The sequence below is a fragment of the Bifidobacterium sp. LCP19S3_E9 genome, from assembly GCF_052121135.1.
In the GTDB taxonomy this organism is placed as follows: Bacteria; Actinomycetota; Actinomycetes; order Actinomycetales; family Bifidobacteriaceae; genus Bifidobacterium; species Bifidobacterium thermacidophilum.
The window spans coordinates 197,893-216,423 of sequence record NZ_JBQKEV010000003.1; the positions used below are offsets into that span (position 1 = coordinate 197,893).

Annotated in this window: 14 protein-coding genes and 1 other RNA gene; 11 read left to right on the plus strand and 4 right to left on the minus strand. The window is 61.8% G+C overall.

The window, feature by feature from the left end:
- Positions 1-533 precede the first annotated feature (533 nt).
- Complete coding sequence (gene asd, locus ACTQYB_RS02720) at positions 534-1,628, minus strand: aspartate-semialdehyde dehydrogenase (protein ID WP_321046628.1); 1,095 nt, start codon at positions 1,626-1,628, stop codon at positions 534-536.
- A gap of 304 nt (positions 1,629-1,932) precedes the next feature.
- Complete coding sequence (locus tag ACTQYB_RS02725; RefSeq protein WP_412171305.1) at positions 1,933-2,946, minus strand: ribose-phosphate diphosphokinase; 1,014 nt, start codon at positions 2,944-2,946, stop codon at positions 1,933-1,935.
- A gap of 263 nt (positions 2,947-3,209) precedes the next feature.
- Between ACTQYB_RS02725 and rpsF the strand changes: the two genes are divergently transcribed.
- From rpsF to ACTQYB_RS02775, 10 genes are all read left to right on the plus strand, one after another.
- Positions 3,210-3,503 carry a 30S ribosomal protein S6 gene (gene rpsF / locus ACTQYB_RS02730; RefSeq protein ID WP_015449761.1) on the plus strand — a complete coding sequence of 98 codons (294 nt, stop codon included), beginning with the start codon at positions 3,210-3,212 and terminating at the stop codon, positions 3,501-3,503.
- A gap of 106 nt (positions 3,504-3,609) precedes the next feature.
- A complete protein-coding gene (locus tag ACTQYB_RS02735; RefSeq protein WP_441481799.1) occupies positions 3,610-4,254 on the plus strand; it encodes a single-stranded DNA-binding protein in 645 nt (214 codons plus the stop codon).
- A 53-nt stretch (positions 4,255-4,307) separates the two neighbouring features.
- Entirely contained in the window at positions 4,308-4,556 is a 249-nt protein-coding gene (gene rpsR / locus ACTQYB_RS02740) for a 30S ribosomal protein S18 (RefSeq protein WP_015449763.1), read from the plus strand.
- Between the two features lie 16 nt (positions 4,557-4,572).
- Positions 4,573-5,019: a 50S ribosomal protein L9 gene (gene rplI / locus ACTQYB_RS02745; RefSeq protein WP_026650709.1), complete on the plus strand. Its 447-nt coding sequence runs from the start codon at positions 4,573-4,575 to the stop codon at positions 5,017-5,019.
- Positions 5,020-6,101: 1,082 nt separating this feature from the next.
- Positions 6,102-7,439 (plus strand): polysaccharide deacetylase family protein, encoded by a 1,338-nt coding sequence (locus ACTQYB_RS02750; protein WP_441481800.1) that lies wholly within the window; start codon positions 6,102-6,104, stop codon positions 7,437-7,439.
- A gap of 62 nt (positions 7,440-7,501) precedes the next feature.
- An RNA gene (gene ffs, locus ACTQYB_RS02755) (signal recognition particle sRNA small type) lies at positions 7,502-7,598 on the plus strand.
- Positions 7,599-8,551: 953 nt separating this feature from the next.
- On the plus strand, positions 8,552-9,679 hold the full coding sequence (locus ACTQYB_RS02760) for a phosphatase PAP2 family protein (protein WP_441495903.1): 1,128 nt from the start codon (positions 8,552-8,554) through the stop codon (positions 9,677-9,679).
- Between the two features lie 77 nt (positions 9,680-9,756).
- Entirely contained in the window at positions 9,757-12,741 is a 2,985-nt protein-coding gene (gene topA, locus ACTQYB_RS02765; RefSeq protein WP_441481802.1) for a type I DNA topoisomerase, read from the plus strand.
- Positions 12,741-13,460: a dTMP kinase gene (gene tmk / locus ACTQYB_RS02770; RefSeq protein WP_321046486.1), complete on the plus strand. Its 720-nt coding sequence runs from the start codon at positions 12,741-12,743 to the stop codon at positions 13,458-13,460. The genes topA and tmk overlap by 1 nt, the downstream gene beginning before the upstream one ends.
- On the plus strand, positions 13,457-14,608 hold the full coding sequence (locus ACTQYB_RS02775; protein WP_441481803.1) for a DNA polymerase III subunit delta': 1,152 nt from the start codon (positions 13,457-13,459) through the stop codon (positions 14,606-14,608). Before tmk ends, ACTQYB_RS02775 begins: the two co-directional genes overlap by 4 nt.
- A 264-nt stretch (positions 14,609-14,872) precedes the next feature.
- Here the strand turns inward: ACTQYB_RS02775 and ACTQYB_RS02780 are convergent, their stop codons facing one another.
- Complete coding sequence (locus ACTQYB_RS02780) at positions 14,873-15,931, minus strand: LacI family DNA-binding transcriptional regulator (protein ID WP_321046487.1); 1,059 nt, start codon at positions 15,929-15,931, stop codon at positions 14,873-14,875.
- 317 nt (positions 15,932-16,248) lie between these two features.
- A complete protein-coding gene (locus tag ACTQYB_RS02785; protein WP_033506677.1) occupies positions 16,249-16,512 on the minus strand; it encodes an HPr family phosphocarrier protein in 264 nt (87 codons plus the stop codon).
- Between the two features lie 289 nt (positions 16,513-16,801).
- On the opposite strand from ACTQYB_RS02785, the gene ptsP reads away from it, so the two are divergent.
- Positions 16,802-18,451 carry a phosphoenolpyruvate--protein phosphotransferase gene (ptsP, locus tag ACTQYB_RS02790; protein WP_033506679.1) on the plus strand — a complete coding sequence of 550 codons (1,650 nt, stop codon included), beginning with the start codon at positions 16,802-16,804 and terminating at the stop codon, positions 18,449-18,451.
- The last annotated feature ends 80 nt before the right edge of the window (positions 18,452-18,531 follow it).

An 18,531-nucleotide genomic window follows, 5' to 3' on the forward strand; every position in this document is an offset into this window, starting at 1 on the left:
GCCTTTCCTGTTGTGGTTTGGGATTGTGTGTTGTTGGGGGTGGGTGTTGGGGATTGTCTGGTGTGTCTGGTGCGTCAGATGTGTGTATGTCCCGGCATGCGTGATTCAGGCGGAACGGGCCGCTGGGCGGTGGACGTTGCCGTATGTGTCGCGTCGTGCATGCTGCGGCATGCGTAATTGGGTGGTTTGACGTACCAATGCAGCGGGCGTTGCCGTATTTGACGTATGGCGTATGTCACGGCATGCACGATTCAAACGTACGGGTCGCTGAACGGTGGAATGTTGTCGTATGTGTTGCGCCGTGCATGTCTCGGCATACGCAACTGATCGAATGGACAGGCTGTAGCAACAACAAACGGCGGTATCCGCCCGCCCGCGTATGCCGTGGCATACGTGAGAAGACGAATACCCCCCGTTACCGCTGTCAGCAATCGTCGCTGTTGAATCGTCGCTGCCGTCGGCAACCATCACCGCAGCCGGGCTGCAACAGCCGACAGACGTTCACCTGCACTCAACGCTCGCCGACGCTGGTCTTACTTCGCTTCGATATAGCCGAGCGCGTGCAGCATCTCAGCGCATTCAAGCGCGCCGCCGGCCGCACCGCGCAGTGTGTTGTGCGCGAGTCCGACGAACTTCCAGTCGAAAATCGAATCCGGACGCAAGCGGCCGATGGAGATACCCATGCCGCCCTCGTAATCGACATCCAGCTTCACCTGCGGACGGTCGTCCTCGGTGAGGTACTGGATGAACTGCTTCGGCGCGTGCGGCAGGCCGAGTTTGGCGGCTTCGCTCGTGTAGTTCACGAGACGGTCGACGAGCTCCTCCTTGGACGGGTCCTTGCCGAAGTTGATGAACACGGTGGACGTGTGGCCGTTGAGCACAGGCACGCGGATGCACTGCGAGGTGATGCGCAGCGGGCCTTCGAACGGCACGATCTGGCCGGTCGCGTCATCGACGTGGCCGAAGACCTTGAGCGGCTCCTTCTCGGATTTCGCTTCTTCGCCCGCGATGTACGGGATGATGTTGCCGACCATTTCCGGCCAGTCCTTGAAGGTCTTGCCGGCGCCGGAAATCGCCTGATACGTGCTGACGATGACCTCGTGCGGCTCGAATTCCTTCCATGCGGCGAGAGCCGGCGTATACGCTTGGATTGAGCAGTTCGGCTTGACGGCGATGAAGCCGCGCGTGGTGCCCAGACGCTTGCGCTGGTACTTGATCACGTCGAAATGCTGCGGATTGATTTCCGGCACGACCATCGGCACGTCCGGCGTCCAGCGGTGCGCGCTGTTATTGGACACCACCGGGGTTTCGGTCTTCGCGTACTGTTCCTCGATTGCGCGAATCTCGTCCTTCGGCATGTTGACTGCGGAGAACAGGAAATCCACATCCGCGGAGACGTCTTCGACATCCGCCACATCCTTGACAATCATGGACTTGACGAACTGCGGCATCGGGGTTTCCATCTTCCAACGCCCGCCGACAGCCTCTTCGTAGGTCTTGCCGGCGCTGTGCGCCGATGCAGCGAGCGTGACCAGCTCGAACCACGGGTGGTTTTCGAGCAGGGTGACGAAGCGTTGCCCGACCATGCCGGTTGCGCCGAGAATGCCGACCTTGATTTTCTGTGACATTATGGCCTTTCGATTGCAAGGGTAACTGCGCAGTACAATGCCCGAACCTTCGGTCGTGTACGTGTGCGAGCCATGCTAGCAGAACGCATACTCAGCAAGCGTCCGGTTTTCATATCGTGGTCGGCCGGTTTCGGCCCAGCAGTAGGCTTTGCACGGTTCGTACCATCGCGTCGTTGCGGTGGCACGAACCGGTTGCCGCAGGTATCAGCCCGCAGGCATCCGTTTACAAGTGTCCGTTTATGCGTGTCTGTCCACGCAGGATAGACACACATAAACGCATCGCACGGATTCGTTCACGCGTAAATCACGCATAGATATTGCGTGGACGCATGTCGTCAGGCAGACCGTTGAGCAGCGTGGTCACCGACCCGGACTCGAACACGGAACGGATGCCGGCGGCCAGCAGTGGCGCGACCGACAGGACGGTCATATTAGGCAGGCGCTTGCTCTGCGGCACGGGGACGGTGTCCATAAGCACGATTTCGCGCGCCCCGCAGTCCTTGAGTCGGTCGATAGCGGGGCCGGACAGCAGACCATGCGTGGCAACCAGCGTGACGCTCTTCGCACCGGCGTCGCGCAACGTGCGCACGGCTTCGCAAATCGTGCCGGCGGTGTCGATCATGTCATCGACGACGATGCAATCGCGTCCTTCGACCTCGCCGATGATGCCGTGTGCGACCGCGTGGTTCGGGCGAGTAGTGTCGCGGGTCTTGTGGATGAACGCCAGTGGCAGGCCGCCGAGCTTCGCGGCCCACTGTTCGGAAACCTTGATACGTCCGGCGTCGGGGGAGACGACGGTCGCGTTCTCCATCGACATGGAGCTGCGCACGTAGTCAAGCAGCACCGGCATGGCGGTGAGGTGATCGACCGGACCGTTGAAGAAGCCCTGCTCTTGGGAAGCGTGCAGGTCCACGGTCATGATGCGGTCGGCGCCCGCCGTGCGGAACAGGTCGAACATCAGGCGCGCGGTGATGGGCTCGCGGCCTTGGTGCTTCTTGTCCTGACGCGAATAGCCCATGAACGGCGCGACCACGGTGATGGAACGTGCGGAGGCACGTTTGAGCGCGTCGACCATGATGAGTTGCTCCATCAGCCACTTGTTAATCGGGTCGGTATGCGATTGGATGACGAATACATCGGCGCCGCGAACCGGTTCGGTGAACCGTACGTACATCTCGCCGTTCGCGAAATCATATGCGGTGGTCTCCAGCAGATGCGTGCCCAGGTATTCGGCGGTTTCCTGAGCGAGCTGCGGGTAGGCGCGTCCCGTGACCACTGCTAATCGCTTGTCCGGTTTGCCTTCGAGAATTGCCGACATCTTGCGCCTTCCCGACCCTTTGGTCGATTGATGGGATTGAAACATCACCTAATATAACAAGGCAGGGGCATAAGACGGTACGGACGGAGGCGGGATGTGCGTCAAATCCGGGGGAGTGCGACAAATCAGGCGTGCCGCGCGACGCATGTCGAAAGTCAGGCATCGGGAGTATGCTGGCATGGTTGTCCGCAGCACCTGCGGGCAGTCGCATACACACTCCTGCCGTGGAAGGTCCACGGCCTTTAGTCCGAAGGAGGTGGGTGATGTCTGCGCATAAGTACGAACTGATGTTCATTGCCGATCCTGAGCTGGATGAGCGCGGTCTGAAGAAGCTGACCGAGCAGTATCTGGAGATCGTCACCAAGGAGGGCGGTTCTGTCGACGGCACCGATTACTGGGGTCGCCGCAAGCTCGCCTATGAGATCCAGGGCAACACCGAGGGCAACTACGTTGTCGTCAACTACACCGCTGAGCCGGCCACGAGTGACGAGCTCGACCGTCTGCTTAACCTCAGCGAGTCCGTTATCCGCACGAAGATTCTTCGCAAGGACAAGTAAGTCGTTCAGCACTGCTGAAGCAAGGCTCAACGAGCCGTCCGATTCACAAGTCCGGTCACATCCGATTCGCAACAGACGAGTCCGCAACAGGTAAGAAGGTAGCGTCATGGCAGGCGAGACAACAATCACCATCATCGGTAATCTCACCGGCGACCCTGAGCTGCGCACCATTGGCAGCGGGGCGACGGTCGCAAGTTTCACCATTGCATCCACACCGCGCTCCTACAACCGCAACAGCGGTCAGTGGGAAGACGGACAGGCGCTGTTCATGCGTTGCTCTGCATGGCGTGATTTGGCGAACCATGTCGCCCAATCCTTGACCAAGGGCATGCGCGTCATTGCGCAAGGCCGTCTGCAGCAGCGTTCTTATCAGGCGCAGGACGGGTCAAACCGTACTGTCGTCGAAATGCAGGTCGATGAGATCGGTCCATCCCTGCGATACGCCACCGCGCAGGTGACCCGTCAGAGCTCCGGCTCCGGGTTCGCTGGCGGCAATCGTGGCGGATTCGCAGGAAATTCGGGGAACGCCGGTAATGGCGGGTTCGCCGGCAACGGTGGCTACCAGGGTGGCGCAGGCTACTCGGGCGGCTACACCGGCGGCGCCTCCGTCGCTCCGGCTGCCCAACAGGCACCCGCCGCTCCGGCAGCGGATCCGTGGGGCACGTCGAGCTCCAGCCAGTCGGGATCAAGCTTCGAATCGTTCGGATCCAGCGACGATTTCGGCGGAGATTCGGAAGAACCCGAGTTCTGACGCCGGACTTTGCTTCCAGCAGTAAATCAAGTTTGCACTAAGGAGAACATCAGATGTCACGCAAGAGGCCGCAACCGCCGGTCAAGCCGTTCAAGAAGAAGCCGAATCCACTCAAGGCTGCCAAGATCACCGAGATCGATTACAAGGACGTCGCGCTGCTGCGCAAGTTCGTGTCCGATCGCGGCAAGATCCGTTCCCGCCGTATCACCGGCGTGACCGTCCAGGAACAGCGCGAGATCGCGAAGGCCGTGAAGAACGCCCGCGAGATGGCTCTGCTGCCGTACGCCACCACCGGTCGCTGAACAGGAGGATATCGACATGGCTGAAACCAAGATCATTCTCACCCAGACCGTGGCCAACCTGGGCCACGCCGGTGACGTTGTCGAGGTGCGTCCGGGTTACGCCCGCAACTACCTCTTCCCGCAGGGGCTCGCGTTCAAGTGGACCAAGGGTGCCGCCGCTCAGATTGAAGCGATGAAGCGCGCACGCCAGGCCAAGGCCCTCGCCACCCGCGAGGATGCCGTCGCTGCCAAGGCCGCCATCGAGGGCACGGTCGTCGAGATCGCCGCCAAGGTGTCCGAGTCCGGCAAGCTCTTCGGCGCTGTGTCCGCTGACGCAATCGCCTCCGCCCTTGCTGACAAGGCTCCGATCAGCCCGAAGTCCATCAAGGTCGAGACCATCAAGACCACCGGCGAATTCCCCGCCACCGTGGCCCTGCACCCGGAGATCTCCGCTTCCTTCACCGTCAAGGTCGTCGCGGAGTAACCGATTCCAGACTCCGGCCATGCCGCCGATTTCGGCTCATGACATGGTCATAACAGTCTGAGCTTAAGCATGCGAAAGCCCCCGAATCCGGGGGCTTTTGTGTTGTTGCACGGCGAAGGTCGCTGGGCTGGGTTGGCGGAAGGCCGTGGTGCCGGGGCTGTGGGTGGTTGGTTTGGTGTCCTGATTCGGTTTTCGGGGTGTGATCTTGGATTTGGTGCGGGCCGGCGGGGTGGAGTGTACGTGGGTTGTGGGTGAGATTGTTGGTGTTCTGCGGTTTTCGGTGTGCTGTCAGTCGTGGTGATGGGGTGGGGTCGGCCGTGACCGGGCCCGATTCGGTTTTCGATGTGTGATCTTGGGTTTGGTCCCGTGATGGGTGGTTGTTGTGGGGTGGGTTGTAGGGTGTTTGGCCTGGGTTTTGGCGATATTCCGCGGGTTTGAGTGTATGGTTGGTTTGGGTGCTGGGGCCGTGGGTGGTTGGTTTGGTGTCCTGATTCGGTTTTCGGGGCGTGATCTTGGATTTGGTGCGGGCCGGTGGGGTGGGGTGTACGTGGGTTGTGGGTGGGGTTGTTGGTGTTCTGCGGTTTTCGGTGTGCTGTCAGTCGTGGTGATGGGGTGGGGTCGGCCGTGACCGGGTCCGATTCTGTTTTCGGGTTGCGATCTTGGATCTAGGCCTGCGGACCTTCGTCAATCATCAATCTGGCATCCTTGCAGCAATCATCAGAGTATGGGATAATCGTAAGGTCTGCACGAACCGTCACAGCATCGTGGATTTACTTGACACGGCGCATCTATTTGACACAGCGCAGTGCGCTGCGCCGTACGGAACGGACATGGTGTATCGAACGTGAGGCGTGTGCGGCCGCATGAAGGGGATACATCGAGGCGGTGGCGATCCCGGAAGGAACGTGGGAAAGGAACATGGCATGATGACAGACCATGACGACCTGCCGACGCACAGTTGCGTATCAGCCGGTCACGTGCAATCGAAGTCCCAGCCCCGGCCCCAGTCTCAACCCCAACCGGCGCAATCGCCCATACTTCATTCTCGGTCCCATCCCACGTCCCGAACGCTCGTCCGGCGCGTGGTCGCGGCACTCGTCATCATGACGCTCGCCGGCAGCGCTGTTCTGTTGGGATGCTTATCCGCGTACGCCTGGTATCGCCGTGCTTTGGCGGATTGCGTGGAGTGGGGGACCACGTATCGGCTCATTGACGCGCATGTCGCGGCGCTGGCCGATCAGGCGGATGCGCTCGCCGCACGGGATGCCGTCGAATCGCGCACTGCCAATAGTGAGGCACGTGAAACACAACGTCTGCGGACGGTTGCCGCAGAAGCCTCGAACCAACGGCGTCAAACCGACGCGGCCGTGCATGCGATCACTGATGTTCGGGTGTCTTGTGCAGCCAAACAGTCGCCGGTCGCCTTGCATGAGCATGTCGAAGCGTTCCGCGATGCGTCGAACCGGCTGCGGCCCGAGATCGGGCGTATTCGCAGCGTCTTCGAGCCGGTAGCGGCGCGTGTGCTCGAACATGATCCGCAAGCCAGGGCGGTGGCGGTCAATCGTATCCGCGCGGTCATGCCGGGGGTGCGTGCGTTGTATCGGGATACCCCTGGCCTGCGCGATGCCGGTATCGGGCGCGGATTGCGCGACGCATTGACCCAGGCGGCATCCGCGGTGGATAACCCCGGCTCCACGTATCGTACCCTCGCCGATGCCGAGCATACGTTGTTCACGAAGGCGGACGAGTTCACCCGTGCGAGGAATACGAAGCGTGGCATCGACTGCGGCCGTACGGCTTGTGTCGCACTGACATTCGACGACGGCCCGCGAGTCGATATCAGCCGTCGCGTTGTGCAATCGTTGCGGGACAAGGGCGACCGGGCGACGTTTTTCGCGGTCGGCGGGGCGATCGACGATGCTGCGATTCCGGTTCTGCGTGATGACACGCGCTACGGCATGCCGGTGGGAAGCCACACCATGTCGCATACGGATCTGCCGGCGATTATGCAGGCGGGAACCGAACGTCAGGAATTTGATGACGCTGCAACGCGCATCAGCGAAGCAACGGGCCGCCCGATCAATCTGCTCCGTCCGCCGCACGGCGCCGCGGACGAGGCGAGCCGGCGCTATCTGGCCAATCATCTTGGTGCAGGCATCGCGTTGTATGATGTCGATTCCTACGATTGGGCGGCAGGTGCATCCGCACGGTCTGTCCAGTGGAAGGTCACCGCGCAGGCGAGGCCGGGCTCGATTATCCTCATGCATGACATCCACGAACATACTGCTGCGGCGTTGCCGCATATCCTAGACGCCTTGCACGCCAAAGGCTATCGGATGGTCACCATCAAGGAACTGACAGGCCAGTACCCGCGCCCGGGATACGTGTATTATTCGCGCGACAATATCATCCCCTGGTAGCCGTCGTGTCCCACGATGCCACCATGCCGATTCGTGTTGTCCCTGACCATGGCGTATACTTGCATACGCCTCCGCATGGCGTTACGTCACCCAACTCCCCCAGGGCAGGAATGCAGCAAGGGTAAGTGGCCTCTGACGGGTGTGCGGGGGTTTTCTTTTTCCTCGTCGGCGGAAGCTGGGTGCCCGACAATGTGTCGTATGTGTCGTCTTTCAACCTTCTACCGACGTCGACGGGGTTCTCAGCGTCGGTAGAAGCAGGAGGGTGAGGTGGCGGTGGCTGTCGACGACCTTCGGATAATTCGGCGTCCGGATTGCATGATCCCTGCTGCGGTCTTTTTCGCATGTCCTGATTGACTTGATGTGCCGCGGTTGTGAACAATCACCGGGAATTGCGCAAACGTGCAGAAGCGCTGAAGGTATAGTCAGAGACTATGGACGAGAATGCACAAGACCCGCGATTGCAGGAACAGGACGTGACGCAACCGGTTCATGCCCCCGAACGGAATGCCGCACAAGGCGGGGCTGAGCCGCCTGCTGCATCTGCGCAATCCGTGGTACCACCGGCTTCGACCATACCTCCTGCCGTACCTGCGCCTGCGCCTCCGGCCGCCTCTGTGCCTTCGGAATATGCTGACTCAGCGCCTGCGCCAGCGCCATCGACACCTGCAGCGCCACCGGTGCCGGCAGCTCCCCGCGTTCCTCTGATGCCTCCGATGCCAGCAATACATACCGCGCCTTCAGGCCAGTCCGCACAGTTGCGTCCCGCTTCCGGGACCGCTTCATCGCAAACCGCGCACGATACCGCCTCTGGTCGCGGAGATACCATCCACACGGATACCGCGGAACAGTCCGCGGAACAGTCCGCGGAACACTCACCGTCTCGGTCGGGGGCATCAGAACGCCTGTCCAGCCCTACCGGCCCATCGCAGACAGCCCCGCAGCAATCGCAGCAGCAGGTACAAGCACAGCAACCGCAACAGCTGCAACACCCCAAGTCGTCCATGCTGTTCCCACAGACCGATGACGCGCAGGGCCAGACAACGCCCATGACGCCAGCAAAGCCGATGTTCGCGCCGATTCCGGACGATGCCGGCGACCTGGCCGATGCGCGCATGCGCAATCTTTGGCCGTCCGACCCGCTTGAAGCGTCTCCGTCATCCAAACGCGGACGCAATGCAGGCGCGCTCACCGGTGCCGGCGATAACGCAGACTCCGGATTATTGGCCGGAATATCAGCAAGTTCCCCGGCGGCTTCAGCAAAGGCTACAGCCTCGGCGGATAGCGATCTCACGGTCGAAGGCATGGATTCGGGTCTTGCCAGACTTGACCCGCTCACCGTCCACCCACGTCTGTCCAGCAGGATTCTGTGCGTGGTGTTCGGGCTGTTGCTGTTCGCCGCGGCCGCTGGGGTGTGGGGGCGTGGCGGCCCCACGCCAAACGGGCAGAATTTCGATGACGAAGTGTGGCTTCGACTCAACACCTCGCTGCCGTCGTGGCTGCGATCGCTGGTGCATCTGCTCGCGGTGTCGAGTACGGTGATCGCCATCAGCGTCGTCTTCGCACTCGTCGGAATCGTTGTCGCCGCGGTCCGCAAGCGGTGGTGGCTGCTCGGCCAGCTGGTCGTATTCGCCGGCCTGTGCTACGGGTCTTCGCTGTTGAAAGGCGTCCTGCCTCGCCCGTACCTGCAGAATATCAATTCTTCAGCTAGCAATACTGCGCCATCGGGGCATACGTTGCTCGCCGCGGCGGCTGTCGTGGTTCTGGTGTGCGCGGTGCCTCGCGCTTGGCGTGCCGCGTGCGCCGCAGTCGGTTCGGCCTATACGCTGCTCGTTGCGTTGTCCCTGGTCGCCGGAAAGTGGCATCGCCCTACGGATGTGGTGATGAGCCTGCTGATTGTCGGCGGATGGGCGTTGCTGGTGCTCGCCTGCACGCGCACATCCGGCATGGATGAAATCGGCACCCGTTCGGCTTCGGCGAGTATCCAAATTGTCGGCAGCGTGATGATCACCGGTGGCATCATGGTCAGCTTGTACGGGGCGTATCTCGTGTGGCAGATTGAACCGGGGCTTTCGCTGGGCGCGAGCTGGACGCAATCCGGCGCCTGCGCGGCGACGATCATGCTGGTGTGCGGCGTGTCGATGCTGGTATTCGGGCTTGTGCTTGCGATGCGCCAACTCACCGCTTCACCGTTGACAAAACTCGGTCTGGTCGGCGCCCCGCCGGCCCCGCCGTCAAAGTAGCACGGCACACCAGATACGGCGTTGACCATACGCCGTGAGTATTATGGCGTTCCGTAAGCAGTACGTAAGGAGGGGCAATGACAGCCGGCACAAAGCTCGTTATCGTGGAGTCTCCGACGAAAGCGAAGAAAATCGCGGGATACCTCGGGGATGGATATACCGTGCTCGCATCGGTCGGTCATATTCGCGACCTTGCCCAGCCAAGCCAGGTGCCCGCATCGAAGAAGGACAAATTCGGCAAGTTCGGCGTTGATGTGAATGACGGATTCGAGCCGTATTACATCGTCGGCCCTGACAAGAAGAAAACCGTGTCGCAGCTCAAGGACGCGTTGAAAAACGCCGACGAGCTCTATCTGGCGACTGATGAGGATCGCGAAGGCGAAGCGATTGCTTGGCATCTCGTGCAGACCCTCAAGCCGAAGGTCCCCATCAAGCGCATGGTGTTCCATGAAATCACGCCTGAGGCGATCAAGGCATCGTTGACCAACACTCGAGATGTTGACAACCATATGGTGGACGCGCAGGAGACCCGGCGTGTGCTTGACCGTCTCTATGGCTATGAGCTTTCGCCGGTGCTGTGGCGCAAGGTCGGTCCGGGATTGTCGGCCGGCCGTGTGCAGTCGGTGGCCACGCGCCTGATCGTCGAGCGGGAACGCGAGCGTATGGCCTTCATCAAGGCTCCCTACTGGGATGTCGTGGCGACGCTGTCGGCGCCGGGCACAGAAGGCGAACCGGTGCGCTTTGACGCGCGTATGGTGCAGCTCGGCGGTAAACGACTCGCTACATCCAAGGATTTCGGCGCGGACGGCAAGCTCACGCCGGCGGGCTTCGCGGACAATGTCTGCCAGTTGGACGCCGAAGGGGCCGCGGAGGTCGCGCAGGTGTTGCGCGAAGCGCCATTCACTGTGGAATCGATGGAATCCCGCCCGTACCGCAGGCGTCCGCTGCCGCCGTTCACCACATCCACCTTGCAGCAGACGGCCGGCAACCGGCTCGGCATGAGCTCCCGCCAGACGATGCGGGCCGCGCAGGGACTGTACGAGAACGGTTTCATCACATATATGCGTACCGATTCCGTCACCCTGTCGCAGGAGGCGATCGCTGCGGCGCGCAACGCCGTCGAATTCCACTTCGGCAAGAAATTCCTCTCCGACGCCCCGAAACAGTACGCGACCAAGACCGCTGGGGCACAGGAAGCGCACGAATGCATCCGTCCGGCGGGTTCCAGCTTCCGCGATCCTGACGATGTGGCGCGTAAGGTGCCTGCGGACCAAGCGAAACTCTACCGGCTGATCTGGCAGCGCACCCTGGCGTCGCAGATGGCCGACGCCACCGGTTCGACGGCGACCGTTCGCCTGAACGCGGCCGCCGGGTCCCGCGGCGAGGCGGTGTTCCAGGCCTCCGGCACGGTTATCGAATTCCCCGGATTCATGCGGGCGACCGGCGAAGGCAAGCATCCCGCGCAATCGGCGTCCACCTCTGTGAGCGGAGCCTCGGCAAGCGGGGCGCCGCTCGCGACGCGCGGCAAGTCGGGCAAAGAGAGCGAAAACGTCTCCTTGCCTCCAATGCACCCGGGAGACGTGCTCGCCGCCGACGATGTCCAGGCGGATGGTCATGAGACGCAGCCGCCGGCCCGATACACGGAAGCTTCGCTGGTCAAGACTTTGGAAGCCAAAGAGATTGGCCGCCCGTCCACCTACGCGAGCATCATCTCAACGATTATCGACCGCGGTTACGTGTATGAACGCGGCCGGGCGCTGATTCCCTCATGGCTTGCGTTCGCTGTGGTCAAGCTGCTGGAAACGAATTTCCCCAAGTACGTGGATTACCAGTTCACGGCGGATATGGAAAACGGCCTCGACCGCATCGCCCGTGGCAAGGAGACCGGCAAGGAGTGGCTGACCCGCTTCTATTTCGGGTCCGGCGACGGTGCGGCGGCGAACGCCGATGAAGCGCATGAAGGTTTGCAACAGCAGGTCGCGCAACTGGGCGAGATTGACGCCCGTGCGATCAACACCATTGAAATTGGCGACGGTTTGCATGTGCGCGTCGGACGTTACGGCCCGTATCTCGAGGATATGAATCATCTGGATGCCGAAGGCAACCCCAAGCGGGCATCCCTGCCGCCGACGCTCGCCCCCGACGAGCTGACCGTCGAGAAAGGCCATGAGCTGATTGAAAGCAACGCCGGCGGTCCGCGTGAACTGGGCACCGATCCGGCGACAGGCGGCATTGTCGAAGTGCGCAACGGCCGATTCGGCCCGTATGTCTCGCTGACCATCCCGCAGTCGCAGGATGCGCAGAGCAAGGCGGCAGGGGCCAAAAGCAGCAAGAGGAGCAGCGCTCCGAAACCGAAGATGGCGTCGTTGTTCAAGTCGATGAAGCCTGAGACCGTGACCTTGGAGCAGGCGTTGCAGCTGCTGAGTCTGCCGCGTGTCGTCGGTACGGTCGAGGAGACGGATGCGAAGACCGGCGAAATCAAGCAGGCGACCATTTCCGCAAGCAACGGCCGCTACGGCCCGTATCTGACCAAGACCACGGCCGATGGCGGTTCCGAGACGCGGTCATTGGGCAGTGAGGACGAGATCTTCACTGTGGATTTGGCGAAAGCCCAAGAACTATTCGCCCAGCCAAAGTATGGGCGTGGCCGCGGCCGTGGCTCCGCCAAACCGCCGCTGCGAACCCTCGGCAACGACCCGGAGACTGGCAAGCCCGTGACCATCAAGGACGGCTTCTACGGGGCGTATATCACCGACGGTGAGACGAATCGCACGCTGCCCAAGCAGTACACGCCTGAATCAATCGATCCGCAGGAGGCGTTCCGACTGCTCGCCGAGAAACGTGCTGCGGGCCCGTCCAAGCGGCGCACCCGGCGTGGTGCTTCGAAGTCCGGTTCCAAGACGACGGCCAAGAAGACGACGGCGAAGAAGTCCACAGCGAAAACCGCAACCAAGAAGACCGCAACCAAGAAGACCACCACGAAGAAAACCGCAGGCGCCAGCTCATCGGCATCCGGAACGAAGCGCAGCACGAAGAGCGCAGCCGCCACGAAGGAGCAGTAATGACCGCACACGCCCCAGCAGGCCTGTTCATATCCTTCGAAGGCGTTGACGGGGCGGGCAAGACCACGCAGGTCGAACGTCTGCGCAACTATTTCGCGGGATTGGGTAGAAACGTCGTGGTGACGCGTGAACCCGGCGGGACCGAACTTGGCGTGCAATTGCGCACTATGCTGCTGCACGGGGGTGATATCGCCCCCAGGACGGAAGCGCTTCTGTTCGCCGCCGACCGTGCCCAGCATGTAGCGGAGATCATCGTTCCGGCGTTGGAACGCGGCGATATCGTCATCACTGACCGATATCTCGACTCTTCGCTCGCGTATCAGGCGGGGGGAAGGGAATTGACTGTCGATGATGTGCGGGGTTTGAGCATGTGGGCGACCGGCGGATTGCTACCGCGACGTACATACCTGCTCGATATTGATCCGCAGGTTTCACATAGGCGACTCACCCACGGTGAGGATCGGATGGAATCTGCAGGCTATGATTTCCAGCGTCGCACCCGTCAGGAATTCCTGAATCTCGCTCGTGCGGATTCTGCGCGATTCCTGGTGGTGGATGCGTCACAGGGAATCGAGGCCGTCTGGAATACTATTCGTAACGATGCCGAACAGCTGCTCGGGGGAGCGGCGGCATCCACGGGAATTCCGGAAATATCAGAAATATCAGGGATTCCGGGAGTATCAGGCGACGTACGGCAGACGGGGGAACACAGCTCATGAGTGTATGGGATTCGATTGTCGGGCAGCAGCCCGTGGTCAGTCAGCTGAGTGCGATTGCGGCCGGCGACCCTGCGGCCATCGCCCAATCATGGCTGATTTGCGGGCCTCCCGGATCGGGGCGCTCGAATGTCGCTAAGGCCTTCGCCGCGGCTTTGGAGAGTCCGGACCATGGGCTCGGCGACGAACCGACGCGTGCCGCGCATCTGGTGCTGGCCGGAACACACCCGGATGTCACGGTCCTGTCAACCGACAAAGTCACTATCGGCATTGACGAAGTCCGCGAGTTGATTGGCATGTCGGAACAGATGCCGAGCATTTCGCCGTGGCGCATCATCATCATTGAAGACGTCGACCGGATGCTCGAACGCACGACCAACGTGCTGCTCAAGGAAATCGAGGAACCCGCCGAGCATACGATTTGGCTGTTGTGCGCTCCGAGCGCGCAGGACGTGTTGCCGACGATTCGCTCGCGTACGCGTATTGTGAATCTGGCGGTGCCCTCGAATGCTGCGGTGGCGCGTTTCCTGGAACAGCACGACGGCGTCGATCCCGCCTTGGCGTCCCGTGCGGCGCGGCTCGCCGAAGGGCATATCGGCATTGCCCGGCTATACGCTGGCAATGATCAGGTGCTTGCCGACCGCGATGAGCTCGTGGTCGGGGTGCTTGGCATGCATCGGGCGTCGGACGCGGTGTTGCTCGCCGGACGGCTGACCGACAGTGCCAAGGCGCAAGCGCAGAGTGATGTCGACCGTCAGGCGCAGCAGGACGAACGCGAGTTCAGACGGGTCAACGGACTGGGGGAGAAGGACCGGATTCCGCCCAAGCTGCGTTCCGCCTACCATGCGATCAGCAAGAAGGATGATCTGAAACGCCGTGCCACCAGACGCACACGCGATGTGCTCGACCGTGCGCTGACCACTGTGGCGAGTGTGTACCGCGATGTCGCCGTCATCCAGAACAACGCTGATGATGCCGTCGGGCTGATCAATCTCGAGAATCGCACACCCATCACCGAGCTTTCGGTCAGATTGACGCGCCGGGATGCCGTGCGGAGACTGGAGGACATTGCGACGGCTCGTCGCAGACTTGCCGGAAACGGCAATCCGCTGCTGGTGTTCGAGGCGTTGTTCTGCGCTTTGCTCGTTTGAGCCGACTCGGCGTGTTGCCCTGCTCAGGTGCTCCTTATGTTCCGACGCACTTTTCCGCTCTGGCGCGCTTCCGTTTGCGCCCTTCCCGCGGGATGCTTCCGCCCTTGCGTCCACCGATCTGCCTACTGCCCAGGCGCTGTTCCTGACGTGTGTTGTCACTTCCGAGCGCGAAAGTACGCTAGGGTCATGTCAATCCAGGTGGTGTCAACCTGGGCAACATCAACTTGGGCCGTGTCAACCCAAACAACGTCAACCCAAACAACGTCAATCGTCGTTGGACTCGCGGGTGGATTGTCTGGCGATGACGCGGCGGGGGAACATCACATGACGCCCGAGCCGTGCCCCCATCTCGGTGTCGGATCCGTTCGTCTGAGCGTTGGCGATAAGCCGCAGGCTCTCCGCTGCCATTTGTTGCAAAGGCGCATGCATCGAAGTCAATGCGGGCATGCTGGATGCTGCTGCCTCGTTGTCCTGCAAACTAACGACTTGAACCTGCCCGGGCACGTTGATGGACAGTTGGCCAAGCGCGATGAGCACGCCAATCGCCGTGTCCGATGACGAGCAGATCACTGCTTCGGGGGTCTGGTCCGCCCCACGGCCGGCGAACATCCGCATGGTGTCGGAGAACCCACGTTGCACGGTTCCATCGGCGATGGTGATCCACTCGTTGTCGGCGCGCACGTGCAGCAAATTGAGCGAGGATTGGAACGCGAGCAGGGTTTCCGCACCATCGCTGGAGGCGACCTCATCGCTCAGATACGCGACGGACGCCGCCCCGCGTTCGACGACATGGGTGACCGCCAATTCGACGGAAGCGCCATTGTCGATGCTGACCCAATTGTGTCGCAGCAGATTCGTCGATCCCAGCAGCTGGATGATCGGCGTGTCCGCCGCGATGCCCCGGGTGAGGGATACACCGGCGTGCGGGCACGGCAGAACGATGATGCCGTCGGTGGGGTGCCCACAGAACGCTTTGATGCGCCGATGTTGCGCTGCCGCGGTGCTGTCAATGCCAAGCAGCAGCTGCATATGCGCCGCGCTGGCCGCCTCGCTCACGGCGGTGACCACGCTTGCGGCCATCAGCGTCGAGGTTGCCGGCATGGACAGGGCGATGGTGTTGCTCACATCGCTGCGTAACGCGCTGGCGGCGCTGTTGACCGAATAGTTGAGTTCGTGGGCGGCTTTGCGCACCCGCCGCGCAATGTCGTCGTCTTTGGTTCTTCTGCCTGACAGGACGCGTGAGACGGTGGCAATCGAGACGTCGGCTAGGGCGGCGACGTTCGTGATTGAGGCGCCGTTCTGCTTGCCGTGTGATGATGCCATGTGTGCTCCCAGTCAGTGATTCCGGGAAAGCATTTGTTTTCGTAAACATGCCTTCCGCCGTGTGGATTATAGCGATTCGAGGCGTCGGCCGTGCAACCGTGTCCGCCGGGCTGCGCCCCGCCCGTGCTCCGGTGGCGGCGGTATCGGCGGTATACCCGGTGTACCCGTGCGCCGGCGTCGCGCTGATAGCAGTAAGCCGCCCCGGTTATCAACGGGACGGCTTACTTGGTTCGTGGGTGTGTGTGAGGGAGGGACATGGTCTGAATCACCGGATTCGCCTGACTTCAGCCCCTGCTCAGCCCTAGCTTTTTCCTTGGTCAGTCCTTAATCAGGGTCGCGACGAGGTTGTCGGCGACGGCTTCCGCGTTGTCTCCGTCCACGGTGATTTCAATGGTGTCGCCCTGCTTGATGCCCAGTCCCATCACGGACAGGATGCTGCCGGCGTTGACGGCATTGCCTCCCTGCTTGGCGATGGTGACCGCGCAGCCGGAAGCGGTGGCTGCCTGTGCGAATTCAGCTGCCGGACGGGCGTGGATGCCGACTGGATCGTTGACTGTTGCGGTACGGGTTGCGGTTGCCATATGAGACACTCCTTTGCGTCATGCGGTATGTCATGCGGTATGTCATGCGGTATGTCATGCGGTATGTCATGCGGATGCTCATCGCACCCGCTGCACGCCACAACCTTGGCTGTAGCGTTCTAGCGATAATCGTATCACGTTTTTCTGAAAAATAGAAAACGTTTACCGGCGTTGCGTCGCGGATTTCTGGTATATAGTTATGCATTGCAGAAAAGAGACGCCTGCGATGGTGTGAGCGTCTCCCATACGATTTCCGCCGGCGGACGCTGGCGATACAGAAGGAGTCCCCATGGTCATCACTGGTGTTGGAATCGGTCGCGGTGTCGCTGTCGGTCCTGTTATCCGTATGGCAGCCCCGCTTCCCGAACCGGCGGACACGCCGAGGAACGCAAGTGTGAGCGCCGAAGACGAAATCGATCGCGCGATGAAGGCGCTCAATACCGTCAACGCCGATCTCAACCGCCGTGCCGAAGAAGCCGCGAACGGCGATGAGGCCACCAAGAAAGCCGCCCCGATTCTGCAAGCGATTGCCATGTTCGCCTCCGACCCGTCGTTGGCCGAATCAATCAAGAATCTCATCACCGGCGGTAAGACCGCCGAACGCGCGGTATTGGAAGGCTTCGGCCAGGTTGAGGAGATGTTCAAGGCCATCGGCGGCTACCAGGCGGAACGCGCGGCCGACCTGCATGATGTCGGCCAGCGTGTGATCGCGGATCTTATGGGTTTGCCGGCTCCGGGTGTGCCCCAGAGCGACGCGCCGTTCGTACTTGTGGCCGAGGACCTGTCCCCGGCGGACACCGCTGCGCTTGACTTGGGCAAGACCCTTGCCATCGTCACCAGTCAGGGCGGCCCGACCAGCCACACCGCCATTTTGGCGCGCGCCCGCGGCATCGTGGCCGTGGTATCCGCTCAAGGCGCCGATGACATCAAGGACGGGCAGACCGTCGTGGTCAACGCCGCGAAGAACACCGTGATTATCGACCCGAACGATGAGGAGATTGCCGAAGCGCACGAGGCGAAGGCGAATGCCGCCAAGGCCAAGGAGCTGCGCGGCAAGCCCGGGCAGACCAAGGACGGCCATCTCATCCCGCTGCTCGCCAATGTCGGCAAGCCGGAGGATGCCGACCCGGCACTCGAATACGGCGCCGAAGGCGTCGGCCTGTTCCGCACTGAATTCCTGTTCCTCGGCAACGAGGAGCCGCCGAGCGTCGAGGAGCAAACCGAGGCGTACGCCAAGCTGCTCAGCCGCTTCCCGGGCAAGAAGGTTGTGATCCGTATGCTGGACGCCGGCGCGGACAAACCGCTGCCGTTCCTGACCCCTGAGGACGAGCCGAACCCGGCGCTCGGCCTGCGCGGCTTGCGCACGCTTCGTGTGCACAAGAAGGTTCTTGAGGACCAGCTCGAGGCGATCGCCCGTGCCGACGCCCAGACCAACGCCGATTTGTGGGTGATGGTCCCGATGGTCGCCGACCAGTGGGAGGCCGACTACTTCGTCAAGCTTGGCAAGTCCAAGGGCCTGAAGAAGGTCGGTGTCATGGCCGAAGTCCCGTCGATCGCCCTGATGGCCGACAAAGTCGCCCAGGTCGCCGATTTCGTGTCAATCGGTACGAACGACCTGACCCAGTACACGCTGGCCGCCGACCGTACGCTCGGTTCTGTTGCCCACTACCAGACCGCATGGCATCCGGCGGTGTTGCGCGCCATCAAGCTGATCGCTGACGCGGGCAACGCGAACGGCATGCCGGTGGGCGTGTGCGGTGAGGCTGCGGCTGACCCGGATCTGGCGGTTGTGCTTGCAGGCATCGGCGTCAACTCGCTGTCCATGACCCCAGTCGCACTGGACGATGTGCGTGCGCAGCTCGCCTCCGTCACCTTCGAGGAGGCCAAAGAAAAGGCTGCCGCGGCACTCAACGGCGATTTCTACAAGCCGGCGGAGTGACGCTTCAGCCCGATGCGCCGAGCCCGATGAGATCAGGCTTGGCGCATCAGGTGCTACACCGGGCAATAGGGCGTATCGCC